Genomic DNA, 18,597 nt, shown 5'->3' with positions numbered 1-18,597 from the left:
GAAGTGGACAGAATTAAACCTTATTAGTTCTGGCATTACAAAAAAAATTACCGGACCGGTAAAACGAGATATTATTCGAGGCCGGGTTGAACTTTTACTTTCGCTGACCGATTTGACGACCTTGACTAACAGCCACACCGCCATAAGCGCCAAACCCTATTACGACATCTTGATTGCCGGCAGCGGCGGCGCCGGACTAAGTCTGGCACTGCATTTGGCCGACCGCTACAAGGTTGCGGTACTGGCTAAATTCGCGTTGACCGAATGTAGCACCTACTATGCCCAAGGCGGGATTTCGGCAGTATTCGACGACCGCTACGACTCGATCGAATCGCATATCGAAGATACGTTAATTGCCGGAGCCGGCCTGTGCGATCCGGACATTGTCCGCCTTACCGTCGCCCAAGGCCGAAAAAGTATCGAATGGCTGCGCTCTCAGGGCGTCAACTTTACCGAAGAACGCGACGCCGACGGCGTTAAACAGTTACATCTTAACCGAGAAGGCGGCCATTCCCATCGCCGTATCGTACACAGCGACGACGCCACCGGCAAAGCCGTATCGCTGTCGCTGATCGAACGGGCCCAAGCTCACACCAACATTAGCCTGCTGGAACACCACAACGTAGTGGAGTTAATCACGGCAGCCAAATTGGGCGCCGAGCGGCAAGGCATATGCGGCGCCTACGTGCTCGACAACAAATCCGGAAAAATCAAGACGATTGCCGCCAAAGTTGTGGTGCTGGCCACGGGCGGTGCCAATAAGGTCTATCTGTACTCGACCAATCCGCACATCTCGACCGGCGACGGCATCGCCTTGGCTTGGCGGGCCGGCTGCAGAGTGGCAAATATGGAATTCATGCAATTTCATCCGACCTGCCTGTACCACCCCACCGCCCGCTCTTTTTTGATCAGCGAGGCAGTGCGCGGCGAAGGCGGCCATTTGATCTTACCCGACGGCGAACGCTTCATGCGCCGCTACGACGACCGCATGGAATTGGCGCCCCGCGACATCGTCGCCAGAGCCATAGACAGCGAAATCAAGAAACACGGCATAGAATGCGTCTATCTGGATATCAGCCATAAATCCCGGGAATTCATCCAAAAGCACTTCCCGACCATTTACACGCAGTGTCTAGAGCTGGACATCGACATCAGCCAGCAACCGATTCCGGTGGTACCGGCCGCGCATTATACCTGCGGCGGCGTCGTTACCGACGCCAACGCCCGCACCGACATTCCGGGTTTATACGCCATCGGCGAAGTTGCCTGCACCGGCCTGCACGGTGCCAATCGCATGGCTAGCAACTCGCTTCTGGAATGCCTGGTGTTCGCCGAGCAAGCCAACCAGGATATCCGCCGAATTTTCGACCAATTACCGGAACCGCCGGCGTTACCCGCCTGGGACGAATCCAAAGTTAGCGACTCGGACGAGGAAGTGGTGATAGCCCACAACTGGGACGAATTGCGCCGCTTTATGTGGGACTATGTCGGTATCGTTCGCACCAACAAGCGCCTGGAACGAGCGATGAATCGACTAGTGCTGCTGAAAGACGAAATCGCGGAATATTACGGCCAGTTTCGCATCACCAGCGACCTGTTGGAACTGCGCAATCTGGTCATCGTTGCCGAACTGATCATTCGCTGCGCCCAACAGCGCAAAGAAAGCCGCGGCCTGCATTACACCAAAGACTACCCAGCTCCTGACGACAGCCGCACTCCGGCCAATACCATTCTGGCCCCCGACAACTCAAGCGCCAAGCGATAGCTCTGAGACAGCTCCGCCCAGCCTTCTTGGCTGGAAAAGCCGGCGCCCGGGCATAAAAAAAGGGTCTAGGACGAATCCTAGACCCTTTATTTTAAATGGTGGCGACACCGGGAATCGAACCTGGAACCTCGGGGTTATGAATCCCGCGCTCTAACCGGTTGAGCTATGTCGCCACAAATCTTGTTCAACTAAACAAGCGGCCATTATACCGGCGGGTCAAAACCTTGTCAAACATTGAACCTGAAATGCATGACGTCGCCGTCCTGCACTTTGTATTCCTTGCCTTCCAGCCGCCATTTACCGGCATCTTTTGCCCCTTGCTCGCCTTTGTAATTGACAAAATCCTGGTACGAAACGACTTCGGCGCGGATAAAGCCCTTTTCAAAATCGGAATGAATCACGCCGGCAGCTTGAGGAGCCAAGGCATTGACCGGGATCGTCCAAGCCCTGACCTCTTTTACACCCGCAGTGAAATAAGTCGAAAGATTCAATAGCTCGTAAGCCGCTCGAACCACCCGATTCAACCCAGGCTCTTCCAAGCCCAAATCCGCGAGAAATTCGACCTTTTCCGCATCGTCCAATTGCACGATCTCCGCCTCGATAGCAGCGCATACCGGCACGACTTTTGAGCCTTCGCGCTCGGCAAAACCTTTGACGTTGTCCAACAACGGATTGTTGTCGAACCCGTCGTCCTGCACGTTTGCCACGTATAAGGTAGGCTTGATCGTGATCAAACATAATTCCTTGATCAGCTTGGCCTCGTCTTCGCTTAGCCCCAAAGTCCTGATGGGTTCGCCGTTATTCAGGTGTTCCAATACCCGTTCCAGCACCTGTTTCCGGGCCAGCTCGTCTTTGTTGCCGGATTTGGAAGCCTTGGCCGATTTCTGCAACGCCTTTTCCACCGAAGCCATGTCGGCCAGGGCCAATTCGGTGTTGATGACTTCTATGTCGTTGATCGGATCGACCTTGCCGGCCACGTGGATCACGTTATCGTCGTGAAAACAGCGCACCACATGCACAATGGCATCGGTCTCTCTGATATTGCCGAGAAACTGGTTTCCCAAGCCTTCGCCTTTGGAGGCGCCGGCTACCAAGCCGGCGATATCGACAAACTCGATGGTCGTGGGCAAAACCCGCTCCGGGTTAACGATTTCGGCCAGTTTGTCCATCCGCGGATCGGGTACCGGCACCACCCCTACGTTCGGATCGATAGTGCAAAAAGGATAGTTCTCGGCGGCGATAGTCGCTTTAGTCAGCGCGTTGAACAGAGTTGATTTGCCGACGTTGGGCAGGCCGACGATTCCGCAATGAAGTGCCATAGCAATAATTTCGAATTTTGACAGGGACGTCCGGCACAAGACGGCCGGGTTGAAGAGGCGCCGGATTATACAGCGATTTTACGAATTGAGAACCGATACCCTCGCTCGGCGTGAGCGGCAGCAAAAGGTATCGGCTGAAGCAAAAGCGGTTTAGAACAAACCGGAGATCGATCTAACCAGGCCCGAGGTTAAGCTTGGAGCCGCCTCTTCATATTCCAAATTCGCCTGATTGGCGGTGCTGACAATACGCGTGCGGTATTTTTTGCGATCGCTGACTTCGGACGAAGTCTGCCGGCGCGAACCGCCGATGCCTTGTTTGGCGTCCTGTTGGCTGTCCTGTCTGATCACGACGCCGCTTTTGGCTTTTTCGGCGATTTCGATGTCGGTGACTACCATATAAGTCACGTCCTTGACGGCAGCATCGGCGATGGTTTCGATTGCGCCGCCAACGGCTGCACCGGCCAAACCGCCGATACCGGCTCCGGACCAACCGCCCAAGCCGCCGCCGATCGCCGCACCGGCCGCCGCACCGGCCAACGAGCCGCCGTATCCGGAATGTAGCGCCGATTCCGCTGCGGTCGGACTGGCTTTATCGACGCTGAGTACGTTGGCTCGCAACCAATAATGCGACGCTTCCGGATCGTTGGAGATGATGTAGCCTTTGGACTGCAAGGCCTGTTTTACCGGCAACATTACGTCGAAATTGGCTTTGTCCGAAGTATTTCGCACATCGAGAAAAATGGTGCGTTGTTCCGGCCCGACCGGGTCGAGAAATATCGTATCGCTCATCTTGGTTTGGACGTCCAGGTCCTTTTTGGCGATCGAAGTGTGTACGGCGGCACACCCGCCCAACATTGCGGCTATAGCCGCCGCACCGGCAAGTTTCATGAATGTGTTTCGAGCAATAGCCATCTGTATCTCCAAATGAAATGATCCAAAAATAAACTAGAAATCAATACGGCCAATAATAGCCGTAATAACGGTAGTAGTAGCTGCAATCGCGGTAATCGTTCCAAGAGTAACGCCGCAAATCGTTGCAGGTGTAGCCGCGGCGCCAATATTTGCTGGGTTCCGATTTCGGCGGCGTACCCCGTTTGGTCGCTTCTTCGATGTAGCTGTTGAGTTTGGCCTCGTCTTCAACGCTGAATGGCTTGGCCATGACCTGATCGTTGAGCATTTTTTGCATGTCGCTGGCCTGGTCGGCTTGCACCGACCAACTTGCCAATACCAATGCCAGCGATAACACGCCTTTCGGTAACATTTGTTTCATTCGATCTCCTCCCAGAAACCAAGGGAACCTAACGCCGCTCCCCACTTTGATGACAGTCGCTCCGATTTTAGAATCGATGATGGCGCAGAACAACCGATTTGAGCCGACAACGTTAATCGCCGCGCAATCTCTGGTCTTCGAATACGACCAATTGGTCGCGGCCATTGGCTTTGGCCTGGTAGAGCGCCGTATCGGCACAGTTGATCATTTCGTCGATGTCCGGCGCCAGACTACCGGGACAGGCGTCTGCGTTCAGGCAAAAAAGACCGATACTCAATGTGACATTGACCTTTTCGCCGCCGACGTTCCATTCCAACTTACTGATCTCCTGGCGAATCCGTTCGCCGAACGCCTTACCGTTATCGCAGGGGGTGTTGGTAAAAATCAGCACGAATTCCTCGCCGCCGAAACGCACCAGAATATCGGTGCTCCTAACTTGCCGCTTCAACGCGGAAGCCACGCCGACCAGAACCTGGTCGCCGAACAAGTGGCCGAAGCGGTCGTTGATGACTTTAAAATGATCGATATCCAGTACCAACAGGCAGAGGCTGGTGTGGTAACGCGCGTGCTGGGCAATCGCGATTTCGACTTGGTCGTAAAAAAATCGCCGGTTGTGCAGACCGGTCAATTGGTCGTGCATCGACATGCTGGCGAAATGCTCTTTCAACTGATTGGTTTCGGCGACCAGCGTTTCCAGCTCCGCCGTCCTCGACGCGATTTGCCGCTCCATTTGCCGAACCAAGCGCCTGGTGGTGATTAATTGGCCGAGGATATTTTTGTAGACTTCCAGCAAACGGATATGCCAATCGGTGAAATAGAACGGTTGCGGGTGCGATACGTTCAAGACACCGATCAGATGCCGGTTCAGAGTAAAAACCGGTACGCTGATTAAGGATCCGGGCAAGGCCGCAGCCGCCGTTTTTTCGAAACGCGGGTCTTCCGCGCAATTGCGGCAGTGCTGCAACTCGCCGCTGGCTGCCGCGGTACCGATCACGCCTTCGCCAACCTTGAACGTTAACGGTTTATCGCGGACTGCGGCCGATTGCGGCGACTCTTCCACGCTGATTCCGGTCAGGTTGGTCAGCATGCCGGCATCATCCAGCATGAAGAACGAACAACGCTCCATGTCCTGGTATTGAATCAAGCTGGCCAGCGCCTGTTTTACCAATTTCGCCTCGTCGTCGACCTGGCAATCGAGTTCCGACAACTGTTTTATCGCCGACAACGCATTGAACAAATCGATAACCAGATCGTGCACGCCACCAGGTTGCCCGAAGCTGGCGTTGGGCGTTTGCGGATTCATCGCCCCCCCATGATGCCGGCTAAACTATCCAACGCCGGTTTGTTTTCACCCAGCCACTCGACAGTGTTTTCGACCATCTCTACAGCCAATTCCAACTCATAGCAAGCTGCATCGATCGCGGCTTGGTCGATCGGCGTGCCGGAAGCGATACCGGCGCTCAGTTGGCGGGATAACCTGAGCAAAACCAGCAAAGGCCGCTCGGGACCGGAGAAGTCGAGTTGCCGGTAGTTGTGAAGCACTGATTGGTATACTGTCGGCAATTGCCACTTGTTCAGCAGCACGTAGCCAAGTTGGTAATGGCTATGCCCGAGTTGCCGGGCGATTTCGCCACCGACCGCCATCCCCGAAGCATTGCATTTGACCAAAATACCATTTATCTGGTCGGGCAACAGAAAGCCCAGCGCCAGCAAGCCGATATTCAGCAACAGGCCGCTGGTGTAAACCGTAGATGCGGAGAAGGCTTGTAGCTGCCGACAGTCCGCTGCCAGTCTTTGCGCCGCAATCGCGGTCAATAACGATTCGCTCCAAAACCGCTCGGTGTCGAATTGCTGGCATTTGCGGGTGTCGAATTGCACGTTAAACACTATTCCCAAAGCCAGCGATTTGACCAAATCCAAACCCAGCACCTGAAAAATGGCGGTACGCAAGTCGCTGACCACCGCGCCTCGGGCGAAATAAGCCGAATTCGCCAAGCCCAATAGCCGGGCCACCAGACCCGGCGACAGCGCCAGAACCGAAGTCAACTTGTCTATCGAGATATCGGGCGTGTTGACGGCAGCCAGTATTCGGACACTGGCCTCGGGTAATGCCGGCAGGTTCTTCAATGAACCGACCTGAAAAGGGATGGTCTGGGCGTTTCCGTTCATGCGTCTTAGCCAATTTCAGTAATTTTCAAACAGACCAACAGCCTGCGAAACTGGTCGGGCTGCAGCATATCCGGAAACACCACCAGCGCGCCGCGGATATCGTTTTCGCCCAGCCAATGTAGCGCCACCAACATCCGGCTAACAACCGACGTATGCCGCAAACGGATCGGCTGGAAATCGCCGCGGCCTTGCTGAACCGACCATCCCCGCTGCTGACTGTAGCGTAAAACTATAGCCGATCTATTTTCGGCCAGGACTGCCGCAACCCAACTCAAACAAACCAGCACAATTAGAACTGACCGGTAACCGAGCGGCATTGCATTGAACCAGCATCCGGCCAAGGCCGATAGGTGCGAAAAACTAACACACCAGCGGCGTCGTCTGGAAACGCCTAAACTAAAATCCACGCTCTGCTCGATATTTTTGTACACAAACCGGTCGCCTTGTTCCAGCTAGGGTAAACTAACCGGATCGATAATGGTTTTGACAGCGTTATGATTGTAGACTCTATGCCAGCCTTGGCGGCAGAACACGCGAATATTCCCGAAAAAATATACGGCGACACCGGGTTGGCCGCCATCGAAGTGACCGGCACCGATGCTGCCGTTTTTTTGCAAGGCCAATTGACCTGCAACATCGATGAGCTGAGCGACTCTCACTCCAGCATAGCCGCTCTTTGCAATGCCAAGGGCCGAGTCATCAGCACGCTATTGGTTGTAAAAACGCAGCTGGGATTTGTGCTGATATTACCCAGCGAGCTAAGAGATACAGTAGCCGATAAATTGCGCAGATACGTACTGCGTGCCAAAGTGCAATTGGCGCAGGATAAGCGGTTGACGATTTGCGGCATAAGCGGCTGCGTCGGCCCGACCGCCGGCCTGGAGTCGGCACAAACCGATTTTGGCGTGGCCTTGTCTCCCGAACCGGTGATCAAATTACCTGCTGCACCCCGGTTTTTATGGCTTTTGCCGGAAAGCCAGGCAGCCGAAAAAATGGCGGCATTGACCGAGCAGCAGGGTGTTGCACGCGGTTCCTTGGCCGAATGGCGTTACCGCGACATCGACTCCGGCTTACCTTGGTTCGGTCCGGAACAATCGGAACAGCATATTCCGCAGATGCTGAATCTGGACCGGCTCGGCGGCATCAGTTTCAACAAAGGCTGTTACACCGGCCAGGAAATCGTGGCGCGCACCCATTATCTGGGCAAAGTAAAACGGGCATTGTTTGTCGCCGATTACTCGGGCGCCGGGCTACCGCAGCCGGGTTCGACCGTGCGGGACTTGGAATGCGAAGTGGCCGGCACCGTGCTGGCGGCGGCGGCCTGGGCAGGCAGCACGCGCTTGTTGCTAGTCCTGCAAATAGTTGATGGCATGCCAAAAAACCTTATACTTGACGGCGATAACCACGCACAACTGACGCTGGTTTCAGCTCAATAACGGAAACTCATTCATGCAATTCAAATCGGTTCAAGACTTTCTGGTTCACGTACAAGAGGAATTGGACGCCAACCGCCTGGTATTGCCGACGCTGCCGGACGTGGCAATCAAAGTCAGAGACGCGGTCAGTAACGGCGACGCCACTGCGCAAAGCTTGGCCGAAATCATTGCCACCGACGCTGCGATCTCGGCGCGCTTGATCCAGGTCTCCAACAGTCCGCTGTACCGCGGCGCGGTGGAGATCAAAAACATCCAAATGGCGGTGACCCGGCTCGGCAACAACACGATCCGCACCCTGATCACCAGTTTGATTATGCAGCAAATGTTCACGCCGACCAGCGCGTTGCTGGAAACCTATTTCCGCAAGACTTGGGAACAAGGCGTCAACGTCTCTGCGATCGCCCGCGCCCTGAGCGCTTTCGTACCGCATTTGAATGCCGACGAGGCCATGCTGGCGGGCCTGATCCACCAGATCGGCAAGTTACCGATATTGACCTTGGTGGAAAAGATTCCGGAATTCCGCGACAGCCCTTCCCGGCTCGACAAACTTTTGGAAAAAGCCCATCCGCACGTCGGCAAAATCATCATGAACACCTGGAATTTTCCGGAAGAATTGAAATTGGTGCCGTCGGAATACGTCGATTTTCAACGCGATGCCGGCCCGCAAGCCGATTATGTCGATCTGGTGCAAGTCGCCTTTCTGCAAAGCATCGCCGGCACCGACCACCCCGCCTGCCGGGTCGATTGGAATACAGTCCCGGCCTTTGCCAAATTGGGCCTGCAAGCCGATGCCGAGATATTGGAAATCGAAGGCGTTTCGGAAGAAATCGAACTCGCCCAATCCATGTTTCTATAACGTAGTACCACCATGATAGACGACCAGGCTGCCGCCCGTTTCCGCCGCTTAGGCGCTTTGACCATATTTGCCGTTTATTTCGTGATTCTGGTCGGCGGCATCGTCCGCGCCTCCGGTGCCGGCATGGGCTGCCCGGACTGGCCGACCTGCTTCGGCCAATGGGTGCCGCCCACCGACGAATCGCAATTGCCGGCCAATTACCATGAAATTTACGCCGCGCGCGGTTACGAAAATACCTCGTTCAATCCGGTGAAAACCTGGACCGAATATACCAACCGCTTGGTCGGCGTGACGATAGGTTGCTTGATTTTCCTGACAGCCTGGTCTTCGCGCATTTATTTGAAAGCCGACAAGACCATTTTCTACCTGGCACTGTCGGTATTTTTATTGGTCGGTTTTCAAGGCTGGCTCGGCTCGGCGGTGGTGGCTAGCAATCTGAAACCGCTGATGATTACCCTGCACATGTTGCTGGCCCTGGGCATCGTCGCGCTGCTGATTTATGCCATCGCCCGCTCGCAGAAACCTTTGCTCCAAGCCGTGGATAGCCATTGGCTGACGCCGCGCTTCGCGACGGTGTTGAAAGTTGCGATGGGCATGACCTTATTGCAAATCGCAATGGGTACCCAGGTACGCGAAGCGGTCGACTACATCGCCCACGAGCACAGCTACATCGAACGCCAATACTGGCGCGATAGTTTTCCGATCATCTTTTACGTGCACCGCTCGTTTTCATCGATCATTCTGTTCACCAACCTGTGGCTGGTTTGGAAAATCCGCGAGCAGGCCGCCCCAGGCAGTCTGTTATTGCGCCTAGGCTATGTATTGGCCGGTTTGATCGTGACGGCTATCCTGGCCGGAGTCAGTCTGGACCGGTTAGGTTTTCCGGCCTTCGCCCAACCGGTACACCTGTTGATGGCCAACCTGATTTTTGGCGCCCAGTTTTTCCTGTTTATCTGCCTGACTTATTCGGCAAACCGGGCCGCATAGCCTATCGATTTTTTTCTGTTATTATCAATAAGTTAAGAAATATTCAACCGAACTGCGTTACAATGCCGGCCATGGCTCGCTTCCCGGCCGGCCGTTCTCTTTTCATCTACAGGTATTTTTAATGTCCGATACGCCCTCCGCAACCACGCCTTCTTTTAAAGATCTGAACCTTGCCGATCCCATTTTAAAAGCGCTGGAAAGCGTCGGTTACGAAACCCCCTCCCCGATCCAAGCCCAAATCATTCCGTTCGTGATGGCCGGCCGCGACGTACTGGGCCAGGCCCAAACCGGCACCGGCAAAACCGCCGCGTTCGCGCTACCCATTCTGAACCGCATCGACATCAAGCAAAAAGACCCGCAAGCGCTGGTGTTGGCGCCGACCCGCGAGTTGGCCATCCAGGTGGCCGAGGCCTTTCAATGCTACGCCGCCCACATCAAAGGCTTCCACGTATTGCCGATATACGGCGGCCAGGACTACACCAGCCAGTTGCGCCAACTGAACCGGGGCGCGCACGTCATCGTCGGTACGCCGGGCCGGGTCATGGACCACATGCGCCGCGGCACATTGAAACTGGACCAGTTGCAAACCCTGGTACTGGACGAAGCCGACGAAATGCTGCGGATGGGCTTCATCGACGACGTCGAGTGGATCCTGGAACAAACCCCACCGACCCGGCAGACCGCGCTGTTCTCGGCGACGATGCCGAGCGAGATCCGTAAAATCGCCCAGCAATACCTGACTAACCCGGAACAGGTCACGATCAAGGTCAAAACCGCCACGGCGGCCAATATCCGCCAGCGTTACTGGTTCGTCAGCGGCCTGCACAAGATGGATGCGTTGACCCGAATCCTGGAAGCGGAAAACTTCGACGGCATGATCATTTTCGTCCGCACCAAAACGGCAACCATCGAAGTCGCCGAGAAACTGGAAGCGCGCGGCTTTTCCGCATCGGCGATCAACGGCGACATGTCGCAAGCGCTGCGCGAACGCGCCATCGACAATCTGAAGAGCGGCAAGCTGGATATTCTGATCGCCACCGACGTTGCCGCCCGCGGCTTGGACGTCGACCGCATTACCCATGTCGTCAACTACGACATTCCCTACGACACCGAATCCTATATTCACCGTATCGGCCGCACCGGCCGCGCCGGCCGCACCGGCGACGCGATCCTGTTCGTGTCGCCGCGGGAAAAACGCCTGTTGGCCAACATCGAACAGGCCACCAAACAGAAAGTCGAGGAGATGCAGCTACCGTCGACCGAGTTCATCAACAACGCCAGGATCAACAAATTCAAACAGCGCATCACCGACACCCTGGCCGGCGAAGAGCTGAGTTTTTATACGCAATTGATTAACCAATACCAGGTCGAACATAACGTTCCGGCCATGGACATCGCCGCCGCACTGGCCAGACTGTTGCAAGGCGATACGCCGTTGTTGTTGAAAGACAGCGGCAAAAAGCCGCGCAAGGATGCGGAAACCAAGCCGCAAACCGAGCGCGGCGAACGCGGCCCGCGCCGGGAAAAAGGCAGGGTCGGTGCAGTGGAAATGGAAATGTTCCGGATCGAGGTCGGCCGCTCCGACGGCGTCAAACCCGGTAATATCGTCGGCGCCATTGCCAACGAGACCGGCATCGACGGCGACCATATCGCCCGCATTAAAATCGAGGAGCATTACAGCACCGTGGAACTGCCGGCCGGCATGCCCAAAGATCTGTTTCAGGCGTTGAAGAAGGTACGCGTCGCCGGCAAACCGCTGAACATTTCCCGTTTCGACGCGGCGTTGGTCAAGAAAGACAAAAGCAAAAAGCGCGTCGGTTCAACTTCGAAACGCAGTAAAAACCGCGAATAATCCCCGCAAATAACGCCGGCGCGAATCGCGCCGGCCGCAACTGCCGTCGCCGGACCTCATTCCGGCAAATCGATACTGCCTTCGGCAAATATCGCCGCCTGTCCGCCGACCCGAATCGTCAGATACTCCTGCTGCTTGTTGTCCATTTCCAATTGAATCAAACTGCGGCGGCCGGCGTGGTGGCCGCGCTCGACCGCAAACACATGGGTACCCTTGCGCGTGTGTTCGAAGGAACATAGATAGCTGCAAAATGCCGGCGTGGCACTGCCGACCGGAGGATCTTCGTGCATGCCGATGTTGGGCCCCAACAGCCGCAACGTGAAATCGGCTTCGGGGTTCGGCGATTTCGGCGCAAACAACAATATCTCCTGCGCCGCGGTCTGCGGCGCGCTGGATTGGCTCCAGGCCGCGTAATTGAAACGAGCCTTGCGCACCGATTCGTAATTCCACACCGGCACCACCAAATACGGAAAACCGCAGGAAACCAGACGCGGCGTATATTTTTTATGGTCCAGCTCGGCAATCTGCAAACCCAGGAACTGGGCCAGTTCCTCGTCGCGCGGCGCGAAACGGTCGACTACGGCGCTGACCCGCCGGCTGAACTGAACCAAGGTCGGTTTGCCGCCGACGCTGGATATATTGGCTTCGATCACGCCGACGTTTTGTTCCAGCAACAACGACGTCAACGGATCGGTCAGTGCGATATCGCCGCACTCGGCCAACACGTAAGCCGCGGCGACGATGGCATGGCCGCCGAACTGAATCTCCCCCAACGGCGAAAAAATCCGCATGCGCCGACCGTTAGCGCTGCTAAGGTTCGGGAACACAAATACCGTTTCCGGCAAGTTCAATTCTCTGGCGATGGCCGCCATGGTTTCCGCGTTGAGGCCGTTAGCCTGCGGCAACACGGCAATTTGGGCGCCGTTGAATATCTGCCGGGTAAATACGTCGGCAATGTAATAGCGAAATTTCATCGTTTTACTCCGGCAACTGCACTGCTACCCTGCCGCGGTCGATTCTGACCCGGTATGCAGGCGTTGCGACGCTGGGATCTTCGAAACACACGCCGGTATGTAAATGAAAATGCTGCTTATACATCGGCGACGCCACCATCGGCTCACCGCCGATATCGCCTATCATGCCACGCGACAACACGTTTGCGCGACTGAACGGGTCGAAATTGCCGATCGCGTAAACCGCTTGCCGCCGCGGCAAGAAAAATATCGCGACTTGCCGGCCGCCAACCAAAGCGCAAATGCCGGAATCCGGTTGCAAATCGTCGATACTGCAGACATCGATCCAACTGCTCATTAGGCGGCCTCCTCTACCAGTTTAAAATGTTTACGCTCGAAGTCGTTGGCCGGCCGTATTTGGCCGCGTTCCTCGACGAACACCACGTTATCGTCGGCTTGGTCGCTGTTGACGAAATGGCGGAACCGTTTCAGACGCTGCTCGTCCTGCAACGTGGTTTTCCATTCGCATTGGTAGGTGTCGACGACATGGTGCATCTGCTGTTCGAGATCGGCACCAATGCCGAGCTTGTCGTCGATCACCACCGACTTCAAATACTCCAGGCCGCCTTCCATGTTTTCCATCCAGACCGAAGTGCGTTGCAGCCGGGCCGCGGTCCGCACGTAAAAGATCAACACCCGGTCGATGTATTTGATCAGGGTTTCCTTGTCCAGATTGGTGGCTAACAGGTCGGCGTGGCGCGGCTTCATGCCGCCGTTGCCGCACACATACAGGTTCCAACCGTTCTCGGTGGCGATGACGCCGATATCCTTGCCCTGGGCCTCGGCGCATTCCCGGGTGCAACCGGATACGGCGAATTTGATTTTGTGCGGCGCCCGCAACCCTTTGTAGCGGTTTTCCAGTTCTATCGCCAGACCGACGCTGTCGTCGACGCCGAAGCGGCACCAGGTGCTGCCGACGCAGGATTTGACGGTGCGCAGCGACTTGCCGTAAGCGTGGCCGGATTCGAAGCCGGCGTCGGTCAGTTCTTTCCAGATCGCCGGCAACTGCTCCAGGCGGGCACCGAAAAAGTCGACGCGTTGGCCGCCGGTGATCTTGGTATACAGATTGTATTTTTTGCCGACCTGTCCCAGCACGATCAACATATCCGGCGTGATTTCGCCTCCGGCGATCCGCGGCACCACCGAATAAGTGCCGTCTTTCTGCATATTGGCCAGGAAAGTGTCGTTGGTATCTTGCAGGCCGATATGCGGTTTTTCCAGAATATAGTCGTTCCAGTAAGACGCCAGAATCGAGCCGACCGCCTGCTTACAGACATCGCAACCCAAGCCCTTGCCGTGTTTGTCCAGCAATTCGTCGAACGTTTTGATTTGGCCGACCATGACCAGGTTATACAAATCCTGGCGGGTGTAGGCAAAGTGCTCGCACAGGTCGGTACTAACCGCAACGCCCATCTTGCCCAATTCGCAGTCCAACACCGACTTCAACAGCGCCGAACAACCGCCGCAACCGGTAGCAGCCTTGGTCTGCGCTTTTAAATCGCCCAGCGTCAGGCAACCGGCTTCGATGGCGCCGCAGACCTGGCTTTTACTGACGTCGTGGCAGGAGCAAATTTGCGCCGACGCCGGCAACGCATCCGGCCCCAGCCCCACCGATTGGTCGGAGCGTTGCGGCAAAATCAACGAATCCGGATTTTCCGGCAATTCGATACCATTCAGGCAATACTGCAACAAAGTGCCGTAGCCGGCGGCATCGCCGACCAATACCGCACCGAGCAGATGTTTTTTATCTTGGCTGACCACCAAACGTTTATAGACTTCGGCCGAACCGTTCTGGTAGGTGTAGACCAGCGCCCCCGGCGTTCTGGCGTGGGCATCGCCGATGCTGGCGACATCGACGCCCATCAGCTTGAGTTTGGTGCTCATATCGGCGCCGGTAAAGCTGGCCGCGTCGCCGTTCAGAGCCGCGGCGACGGTTCTAGCCATGGTATAGCCCGGTGCAACCAGACCGAAAATCTGACCGTTCCACAATGCGCATTCGCCGATCGCGTAAATGTCCGGGTCGGAAGTACGGCACTGGTTATCGATGACGATGCCGCCGCGCGGGCCGACTTCCAAACCGGATTGGCGGGCGATTTCGTCGCGCGGCCGAATACCGGCCGAAAACAACACGATGTCGGTTTCCAATACCTGGCCGTCGGCGAAATTCATTTTGTGCCGGCACTGAACGCCGTCATCGATCAACGTGGTGTTCTTGTTCAAATGAACGTTGACGCCCAGCGCTTCGATTTTGTGTTTCAGCATCGCGCCGCCGCCTTCGTCCAACTGTACCGCCATCAAGCGCGGCGCAAATTCGATCACATGCGTTTCCAAGCCCAAGTCTTTCAAGGCCTTGGCAGCTTCCAACCCCAACAAGCCGCCGCCGACCACCGCACCGACCTTGGATTGCGCCGCCGCCGCTTGTATCGCTTCCAGATCTTCTATGGTGCGGTATACCAGGCACTGCGGGCGTTCGTGGCCCGGCACCGGCGGCACGAACGGATAGGAACCGGTCGCCAATACCAGTTTGTCGTAAGCAATCGTCAGGCCTTTAGCCGACGTAACCTGCTTGGCGACGCGGTCGATCGCCACCGCTTTGTCTCCCAGATGGATTTCGATGCCGTGCTCGGCGAAAAAGCCGGCCTCGACCAGAGACAAATCTTCGGCGCTTTTGCCGGCAAAATATTCCGATAAATGCACGCGGTCGTAAGCAGGGCGCGGCTCTTCGCAAAACGTGACCACCCGATAGTCCGCCATTGCCGCACTGCTCGCCAAACTGCTCAAAAAATGCTGGCCAACCATGCCGTTGCCAATCACAACCAGGGTTTGTTTGTTACTCATCTCAGGCCTCTGTCGATTCAGATTATTCCGCAAACGCCAACCCGGCCCGCGATGGGCCGGCGAAGGCAAATGGTTCCAAGCTTGTCCGGCCGCCCGGTTTTTCGGCAAAAAAAAAGGCGCCCTGATCGAATGAGCACGCTCATTCAAGCAGGACACCTTTGTCCAATTCAACACCGGGGTAAGTCTACAGACAAGACTTGATATTTTCTAAACAAAATACATGCCAATTCTTAAGACATTGAAAAATCGGCGTTAGCGTAGCTGGTGCGGCGAGCCTGGCCGCTTGGTGCACTCAAATAACGCAAATTCCGCGGCATTTTGCACCAGATTGATGCACCAATGCCGCCATAACCCTTGCCAGCCGAACGAATCACGATGGCATACAAGCTGCTTGGCAAATGCCGAATCGATAACTCCGGAATCCGCATGTCATTTACCCCGTTTAAGTTGCTCAACATGCAAGGCAAAGCCAAAGTACTGCATATGAGCTGGATCGCTTTTTTCATCAGTTTCGTCATCTGGTTCAACCATGCATCCTTATTGGTATTGATCCAGCAGGATCTGGGCATCAGCGAAACGGAGGTCGACATACTGTTATTACTTAACGTGGCCTTGACCATACCGGCCCGGGTCATAACCGGCATGCTGGTGGACCGCTTCGGCGCCAAGATCAGCTATAGCGTATTGCTGGCGGTGTGCAGCATCCCCTGCTTCATGTTCGCCAGCGCCGAAAATTTCGCCGAATTGGCCTGGTCGCGCTTCTTGCTGGGCTTCATCGGCGCCGGCTTTGTCGTCGGCGTGCGGATCATCGGCGATTGGTTTCCGGCCAGCCAAGTCGGCACCGCCGAGGGCATCTACGCCGGCTGGGGCAATTTCGGTTCGGCTTTCGCGGCGATATTCCTGCCCGGCCTGGCCTTTTATTTCGGTGCCGAACACGGCTGGCGCTCCGCCATCGCCTTGACCGGCTGCATCGCACTGGTCTATTCGGTGATTTATTACTTCAGTGTCGAGAACTTTCCTCCGGAAATCGCCGCCCTGAAGACCCGGCGGCCGGCGGCGATGGAAGTTACCAGCATTCGCGACCTGTTCTTGTACATGCTGAGCCTGGCCCCGCTGTACGCGACAATGTCGCTATTGGCCTGGAAATTGTCGACCGCGGAAACCATGATTCTCAGTTCCGGTTGTACTGCGATAGTGCACAGCGTGGTCTGGTTGTTATTTCTGATCCACTGTTACCAACTGGTCAACAGCAACGCCGACCGCCTCAGCCAACCCATCGCCAGCATTCACCATTACCGCTACAAACAAGTGTTCATTTTGGCCATCGCCTATTTGGTGACCTTCGGTTCCAAACTGGCGGTGCTGTCGATGCTGCCGATATTTTTTTACAAAACCTTCAACCAAACCCAAGGCTTGGGCATGCTGGATGCCGGCCTGCTGGCTTCCAGTTTCGTCGTGACCAATGTGATTGCCCGCCCTGCCGGCGGCTGGCTTAGCGACAAGATGGGTCGCAAACTGTCGTTGGTGCTGTTTTCGGCCGGTCTGGCCGGCGGCTATTTGCTGATGGCCTTGATATCGCCGCAATGGTCGATTGCGTTGACGGTGGTCGTCACTTTGGTCTGTTCGATTTTCATGCAAGCCGCCGAAGGTGCCATTTTCGCCTTCGTGCCGCTGGTGAAACGCGCCATTACCGGCGAAGTGGCCGGCATCGTCGGCGCTTACGGCAATGCCGGCGCCATCGTGTTTTTGATATTGCTGACTTTCGTCTCGGCAACCGCCTTCTTCCTGATTTTGAGCGCCTGCTGTTTGTTACTGCTGGGCCTGATCTATTACCTGGAAGAACCGAAAAACTACATTACCGAAATCATGCCTGACGGCTCGCTGCTGAAAATCGCATTGGATTGAACATGGCCGGATTGAACGTTTTGGTAGTCGATGAATTCGATAGCGAGCGCCTGCTCGAAGCGGCCTTACGCCAACATGGCTGCGAGGTGGTCACGCTCAGGCTGAAAGAGCTGAACATGCTGCAAATCGTGCAAACGTTGCATCCCGACGTGGTCGTATTGAACCTGTACACGCCGACCGATGCGGTGTTGCAAACCATCGTCGAAATCAACCAAAGTTTTTCGCTGCCGGTGGTGATGTTCGCCGAAGACCAGCAAACCGACACCATCAATAAAGTCATCAAAGCCGGAGTCAGCGCCTACATCGTCGACGGCCTGGAGCCGAAACGCATCAAAGCCATCGTCGACATCGCCATCGCCCGCTTCAAGGAGCAACACGCCTTGAAAGAAGAACTGAAAAAAACCAAAATCCAACTCGAAGACCGCAAATTACTGGATAGAGCCAAAGCGATCCTGATCAAATCGCAAGGCTATACCGAAGACCAGGCCTACCACGCGCTGCGCAAACTGGCGATGGACCGCAACATGCCGATCGGGGAAATGGCGAAAAACGTAATATCGATGGCGGATTTATTCAGCAAATAGCCTGAAAGGCACCGAGATGACGCCGAAAAATTGAACAGTCCTTAACCAAAAATGAAAAATCCCCCGGCTTTGCGGGGGATATTTATTGAAACTCTAAACAAGTCTGTTTTTGATATTCCAAGGCGAAGAAGCGGCTTCAACTTTGTAAGAGGGACAACGCACGAGAAGTACGCCTGGATCAAACAGTATGCAGAGGAATTCACGGTGGATGTCATCTGCCAGTTGATGGGCGTATCCCGAAGTGCCGATTACCAATGGCTGAAGCGCGGCCCTACGGCAGGCGAAAAAGACGATGCCGCCCTATCGGAGACGATCCAAAGCACATTTGACCTACGGTACGCGCCGCCTCAAGCCCGCCTTGTCCGCTCAGAACCGAACCGTCAGTCGTCGCCGTATCGGCCGACTGATGCGCGAGGCAGAGTTAGTGCTTAATTGCATAAATAAGCGACATGAAAACAAATTATAACATTTTGATTATTAAACAATTTTAGTTATCACCAATTAACGCAATTAAGCACTAGTCTGTAAAACCAAGCGCAAATTCAAAGCCAGCGCAAAGCTGCTTAGCTGTGTGTCCGGAAAAGTGCTGACGCATCAAAATTG

Annotated in this window: 17 protein-coding genes and 1 tRNA gene; 8 read left to right on the top strand and 10 right to left on the bottom strand. The window is 55.5% G+C overall.

Annotated elements, in window-relative coordinates:
* Nucleotides 1-112: 112 nt before the first annotated feature.
* Nucleotides 113-1,765: an L-aspartate oxidase gene (nadB, locus tag VXJ35_RS10640; protein ID WP_231914890.1), complete on the top strand. Its 1,653-nt coding sequence runs from the start codon at nt 113-115 to the stop codon at nt 1,763-1,765.
* Nucleotides 1,766-1,861: 96 nt separating this feature from the next.
* Here the strand turns inward: nadB and VXJ35_RS10635 are convergent.
* From VXJ35_RS10635 to VXJ35_RS10605, 7 genes are all read right to left on the bottom strand, one after another.
* Nucleotides 1,862-1,938 (bottom strand) — tRNA-Met (locus VXJ35_RS10635).
* 54 nt (nt 1,939-1,992) lie between these two features.
* Nucleotides 1,993-3,084 (bottom strand): redox-regulated ATPase YchF, encoded by a 1,092-nt coding sequence (gene ychF, locus VXJ35_RS10630; protein WP_064021530.1) that lies wholly within the window; start codon nt 3,082-3,084, stop codon nt 1,993-1,995.
* 150 nt (nt 3,085-3,234) lie between these two features.
* Nucleotides 3,235-3,996, bottom strand: coding sequence for a complement resistance protein TraT (locus tag VXJ35_RS10625; protein ID WP_082880881.1), 762 nt, complete (start codon nt 3,994-3,996; stop codon nt 3,235-3,237).
* Nucleotides 3,997-4,036: 40 nt separating this feature from the next.
* Nucleotides 4,037-4,354 carry a hypothetical protein gene (locus VXJ35_RS10620; RefSeq protein ID WP_082880880.1) on the bottom strand — a complete coding sequence of 106 codons (318 nt, stop codon included), beginning with the start codon at nt 4,352-4,354 and terminating at the stop codon, nt 4,037-4,039.
* A 112-nt stretch (nt 4,355-4,466) separates the two neighbouring features.
* Nucleotides 4,467-5,657 carry a sensor domain-containing diguanylate cyclase gene (locus VXJ35_RS10615; protein ID WP_064021528.1) on the bottom strand — a complete coding sequence of 397 codons (1,191 nt, stop codon included), beginning with the start codon at nt 5,655-5,657 and terminating at the stop codon, nt 4,467-4,469.
* Nucleotides 5,654-6,523 carry an HDOD domain-containing protein gene (locus tag VXJ35_RS10610; RefSeq protein ID WP_064021527.1) on the bottom strand — a complete coding sequence of 290 codons (870 nt, stop codon included), beginning with the start codon at nt 6,521-6,523 and terminating at the stop codon, nt 5,654-5,656. Before VXJ35_RS10610 ends, VXJ35_RS10615 begins: the two co-directional genes overlap by 4 nt.
* A gap of 5 nt (nt 6,524-6,528) precedes the next feature.
* Nucleotides 6,529-6,930, bottom strand: a complete 402-nt coding sequence (locus VXJ35_RS10605) for a protein YgfX (RefSeq protein WP_408953937.1) — start codon at nt 6,928-6,930, stop codon at nt 6,529-6,531.
* An 87-nt stretch (nt 6,931-7,017) separates the two neighbouring features.
* Here VXJ35_RS10605 and VXJ35_RS10600 point away from each other — a divergent pair, with 87 nt between their 5' ends.
* The 4 genes from VXJ35_RS10600 to VXJ35_RS10585 all read left to right on the top strand — a co-directional run bounded on the left by VXJ35_RS10600 (nt 7,018) and on the right by VXJ35_RS10585 (nt 11,654).
* Nucleotides 7,018-7,959 carry a folate-binding protein YgfZ gene (locus VXJ35_RS10600; protein WP_082880879.1) on the top strand — a complete coding sequence of 314 codons (942 nt, stop codon included), beginning with the start codon at nt 7,018-7,020 and terminating at the stop codon, nt 7,957-7,959.
* A gap of 13 nt (nt 7,960-7,972) precedes the next feature.
* Entirely contained in the window at nt 7,973-8,815 is an 843-nt protein-coding gene (locus tag VXJ35_RS10595) for an HDOD domain-containing protein (protein WP_064021524.1), read from the top strand.
* Between the two features lie 12 nt (nt 8,816-8,827).
* The gene (locus VXJ35_RS10590; RefSeq protein WP_064021523.1) at nt 8,828-9,802 is read left to right on the top strand and encodes a heme A synthase; all 975 of its coding nucleotides are present in this window, start codon (nt 8,828-8,830) and stop codon (nt 9,800-9,802) included.
* A 121-nt stretch (nt 9,803-9,923) separates the two neighbouring features.
* On the top strand, nt 9,924-11,654 hold the full coding sequence (locus VXJ35_RS10585) for a DEAD/DEAH box helicase (protein ID WP_064021522.1): 1,731 nt from the start codon (nt 9,924-9,926) through the stop codon (nt 11,652-11,654).
* A gap of 56 nt (nt 11,655-11,710) precedes the next feature.
* Here VXJ35_RS10585 and VXJ35_RS10580 read toward each other — a convergent pair whose 3' ends face one another.
* Genes VXJ35_RS10580 through nirB form a run of 3 tightly spaced genes read right to left on the bottom strand, consistent with a single transcriptional unit; the run spans nt 11,711 to nt 15,505 of the window.
* Nucleotides 11,711-12,628 (bottom strand): PhzF family phenazine biosynthesis protein, encoded by a 918-nt coding sequence (locus VXJ35_RS10580; RefSeq protein WP_064021521.1) that lies wholly within the window; start codon nt 12,626-12,628, stop codon nt 11,711-11,713.
* A gap of 4 nt (nt 12,629-12,632) precedes the next feature.
* Complete coding sequence (gene nirD, locus VXJ35_RS10575; protein ID WP_054761571.1) at nt 12,633-12,965, bottom strand: nitrite reductase small subunit NirD; 333 nt, start codon at nt 12,963-12,965, stop codon at nt 12,633-12,635.
* Nucleotides 12,965-15,505 carry a nitrite reductase large subunit NirB gene (nirB, locus tag VXJ35_RS10570; RefSeq protein WP_064021520.1) on the bottom strand — a complete coding sequence of 847 codons (2,541 nt, stop codon included), beginning with the start codon at nt 15,503-15,505 and terminating at the stop codon, nt 12,965-12,967. Before nirB ends, nirD begins: the two co-directional genes overlap by 1 nt.
* A 426-nt stretch (nt 15,506-15,931) precedes the next feature.
* Between nirB and VXJ35_RS10565 the strand changes: the two genes are divergently transcribed.
* The 3 genes from VXJ35_RS10565 to VXJ35_RS10555 all read left to right on the top strand — a co-directional run bounded on the left by VXJ35_RS10565 (nt 15,932) and on the right by VXJ35_RS10555 (nt 18,460).
* Nucleotides 15,932-17,410: an MFS transporter gene (locus VXJ35_RS10565; protein ID WP_064023466.1), complete on the top strand. Its 1,479-nt coding sequence runs from the start codon at nt 15,932-15,934 to the stop codon at nt 17,408-17,410.
* A gap of 2 nt (nt 17,411-17,412) precedes the next feature.
* Nucleotides 17,413-17,994 (top strand): ANTAR domain-containing response regulator, encoded by a 582-nt coding sequence (locus VXJ35_RS10560; protein ID WP_064021519.1) that lies wholly within the window; start codon nt 17,413-17,415, stop codon nt 17,992-17,994.
* 292 nt (nt 17,995-18,286) lie between these two features.
* Nucleotides 18,287-18,460 carry an IS3 family transposase gene (locus tag VXJ35_RS10555; protein ID WP_082880878.1) on the top strand — a complete coding sequence of 58 codons (174 nt, stop codon included), beginning with the start codon at nt 18,287-18,289 and terminating at the stop codon, nt 18,458-18,460.
* Nucleotides 18,461-18,597: the final 137 nt, after the last annotated feature.

The organism is Methylomonas sp. DH-1, from assembly GCF_046097555.1.
GTDB classification, from domain to species: Bacteria; Pseudomonadota; Gammaproteobacteria; order Methylococcales; family Methylomonadaceae; genus Methylomonas; species Methylomonas koyamae.
This window is presented reverse-complemented; position numbering and strand designations above follow the sequence as displayed.

Excerpts from the sequence above, each read along its gene's own strand:
- ychF (WP_064021530.1), bottom strand. The coding sequence starts at position 3,084 with ATGGCACTTCATTGCGGAATCGTCGGCCTGCCCAACGTCGGCAAATCA.
- VXJ35_RS10625 (WP_082880881.1), bottom strand. The coding sequence starts at position 3,996 with ATGGCTATTGCTCGAAACACATTCATGAAACTTGCCGGTGCGGCGGCT.
- VXJ35_RS10620 (WP_082880880.1), bottom strand. The coding sequence starts at position 4,354 with ATGAAACAAATGTTACCGAAAGGCGTGTTATCGCTGGCATTGGTATTG.
- VXJ35_RS10615 (WP_064021528.1), bottom strand. The coding sequence starts at position 5,657 with ATGAATCCGCAAACGCCCAACGCCAGCTTCGGGCAACCTGGTGGCGTG.
- VXJ35_RS10610 (WP_064021527.1), bottom strand. The coding sequence starts at position 6,523 with ATGAACGGAAACGCCCAGACCATCCCTTTTCAGGTCGGTTCATTGAAG.
- VXJ35_RS10600 (WP_082880879.1), top strand. The coding sequence starts at position 7,018 with ATGATTGTAGACTCTATGCCAGCCTTGGCGGCAGAACACGCGAATATT.
- VXJ35_RS10595 (WP_064021524.1), top strand. The coding sequence starts at position 7,973 with ATGCAATTCAAATCGGTTCAAGACTTTCTGGTTCACGTACAAGAGGAA.
- VXJ35_RS10590 (WP_064021523.1), top strand. The coding sequence starts at position 8,828 with ATGATAGACGACCAGGCTGCCGCCCGTTTCCGCCGCTTAGGCGCTTTG.
- VXJ35_RS10585 (WP_064021522.1), top strand. The coding sequence starts at position 9,924 with ATGTCCGATACGCCCTCCGCAACCACGCCTTCTTTTAAAGATCTGAAC.
- VXJ35_RS10580 (WP_064021521.1), bottom strand. The coding sequence starts at position 12,628 with ATGAAATTTCGCTATTACATTGCCGACGTATTTACCCGGCAGATATTC.
- nirD (WP_054761571.1), bottom strand. The coding sequence starts at position 12,965 with ATGAGCAGTTGGATCGATGTCTGCAGTATCGACGATTTGCAACCGGAT.
- nirB (WP_064021520.1), bottom strand. The coding sequence starts at position 15,505 with ATGAGTAACAAACAAACCCTGGTTGTGATTGGCAACGGCATGGTTGGC.
- VXJ35_RS10565 (WP_064023466.1), top strand. The coding sequence starts at position 15,932 with ATGTCATTTACCCCGTTTAAGTTGCTCAACATGCAAGGCAAAGCCAAA.
- VXJ35_RS10560 (WP_064021519.1), top strand. The coding sequence starts at position 17,413 with ATGGCCGGATTGAACGTTTTGGTAGTCGATGAATTCGATAGCGAGCGC.
- VXJ35_RS10555 (WP_082880878.1), top strand. The coding sequence starts at position 18,287 with ATGCCGCCCTATCGGAGACGATCCAAAGCACATTTGACCTACGGTACG.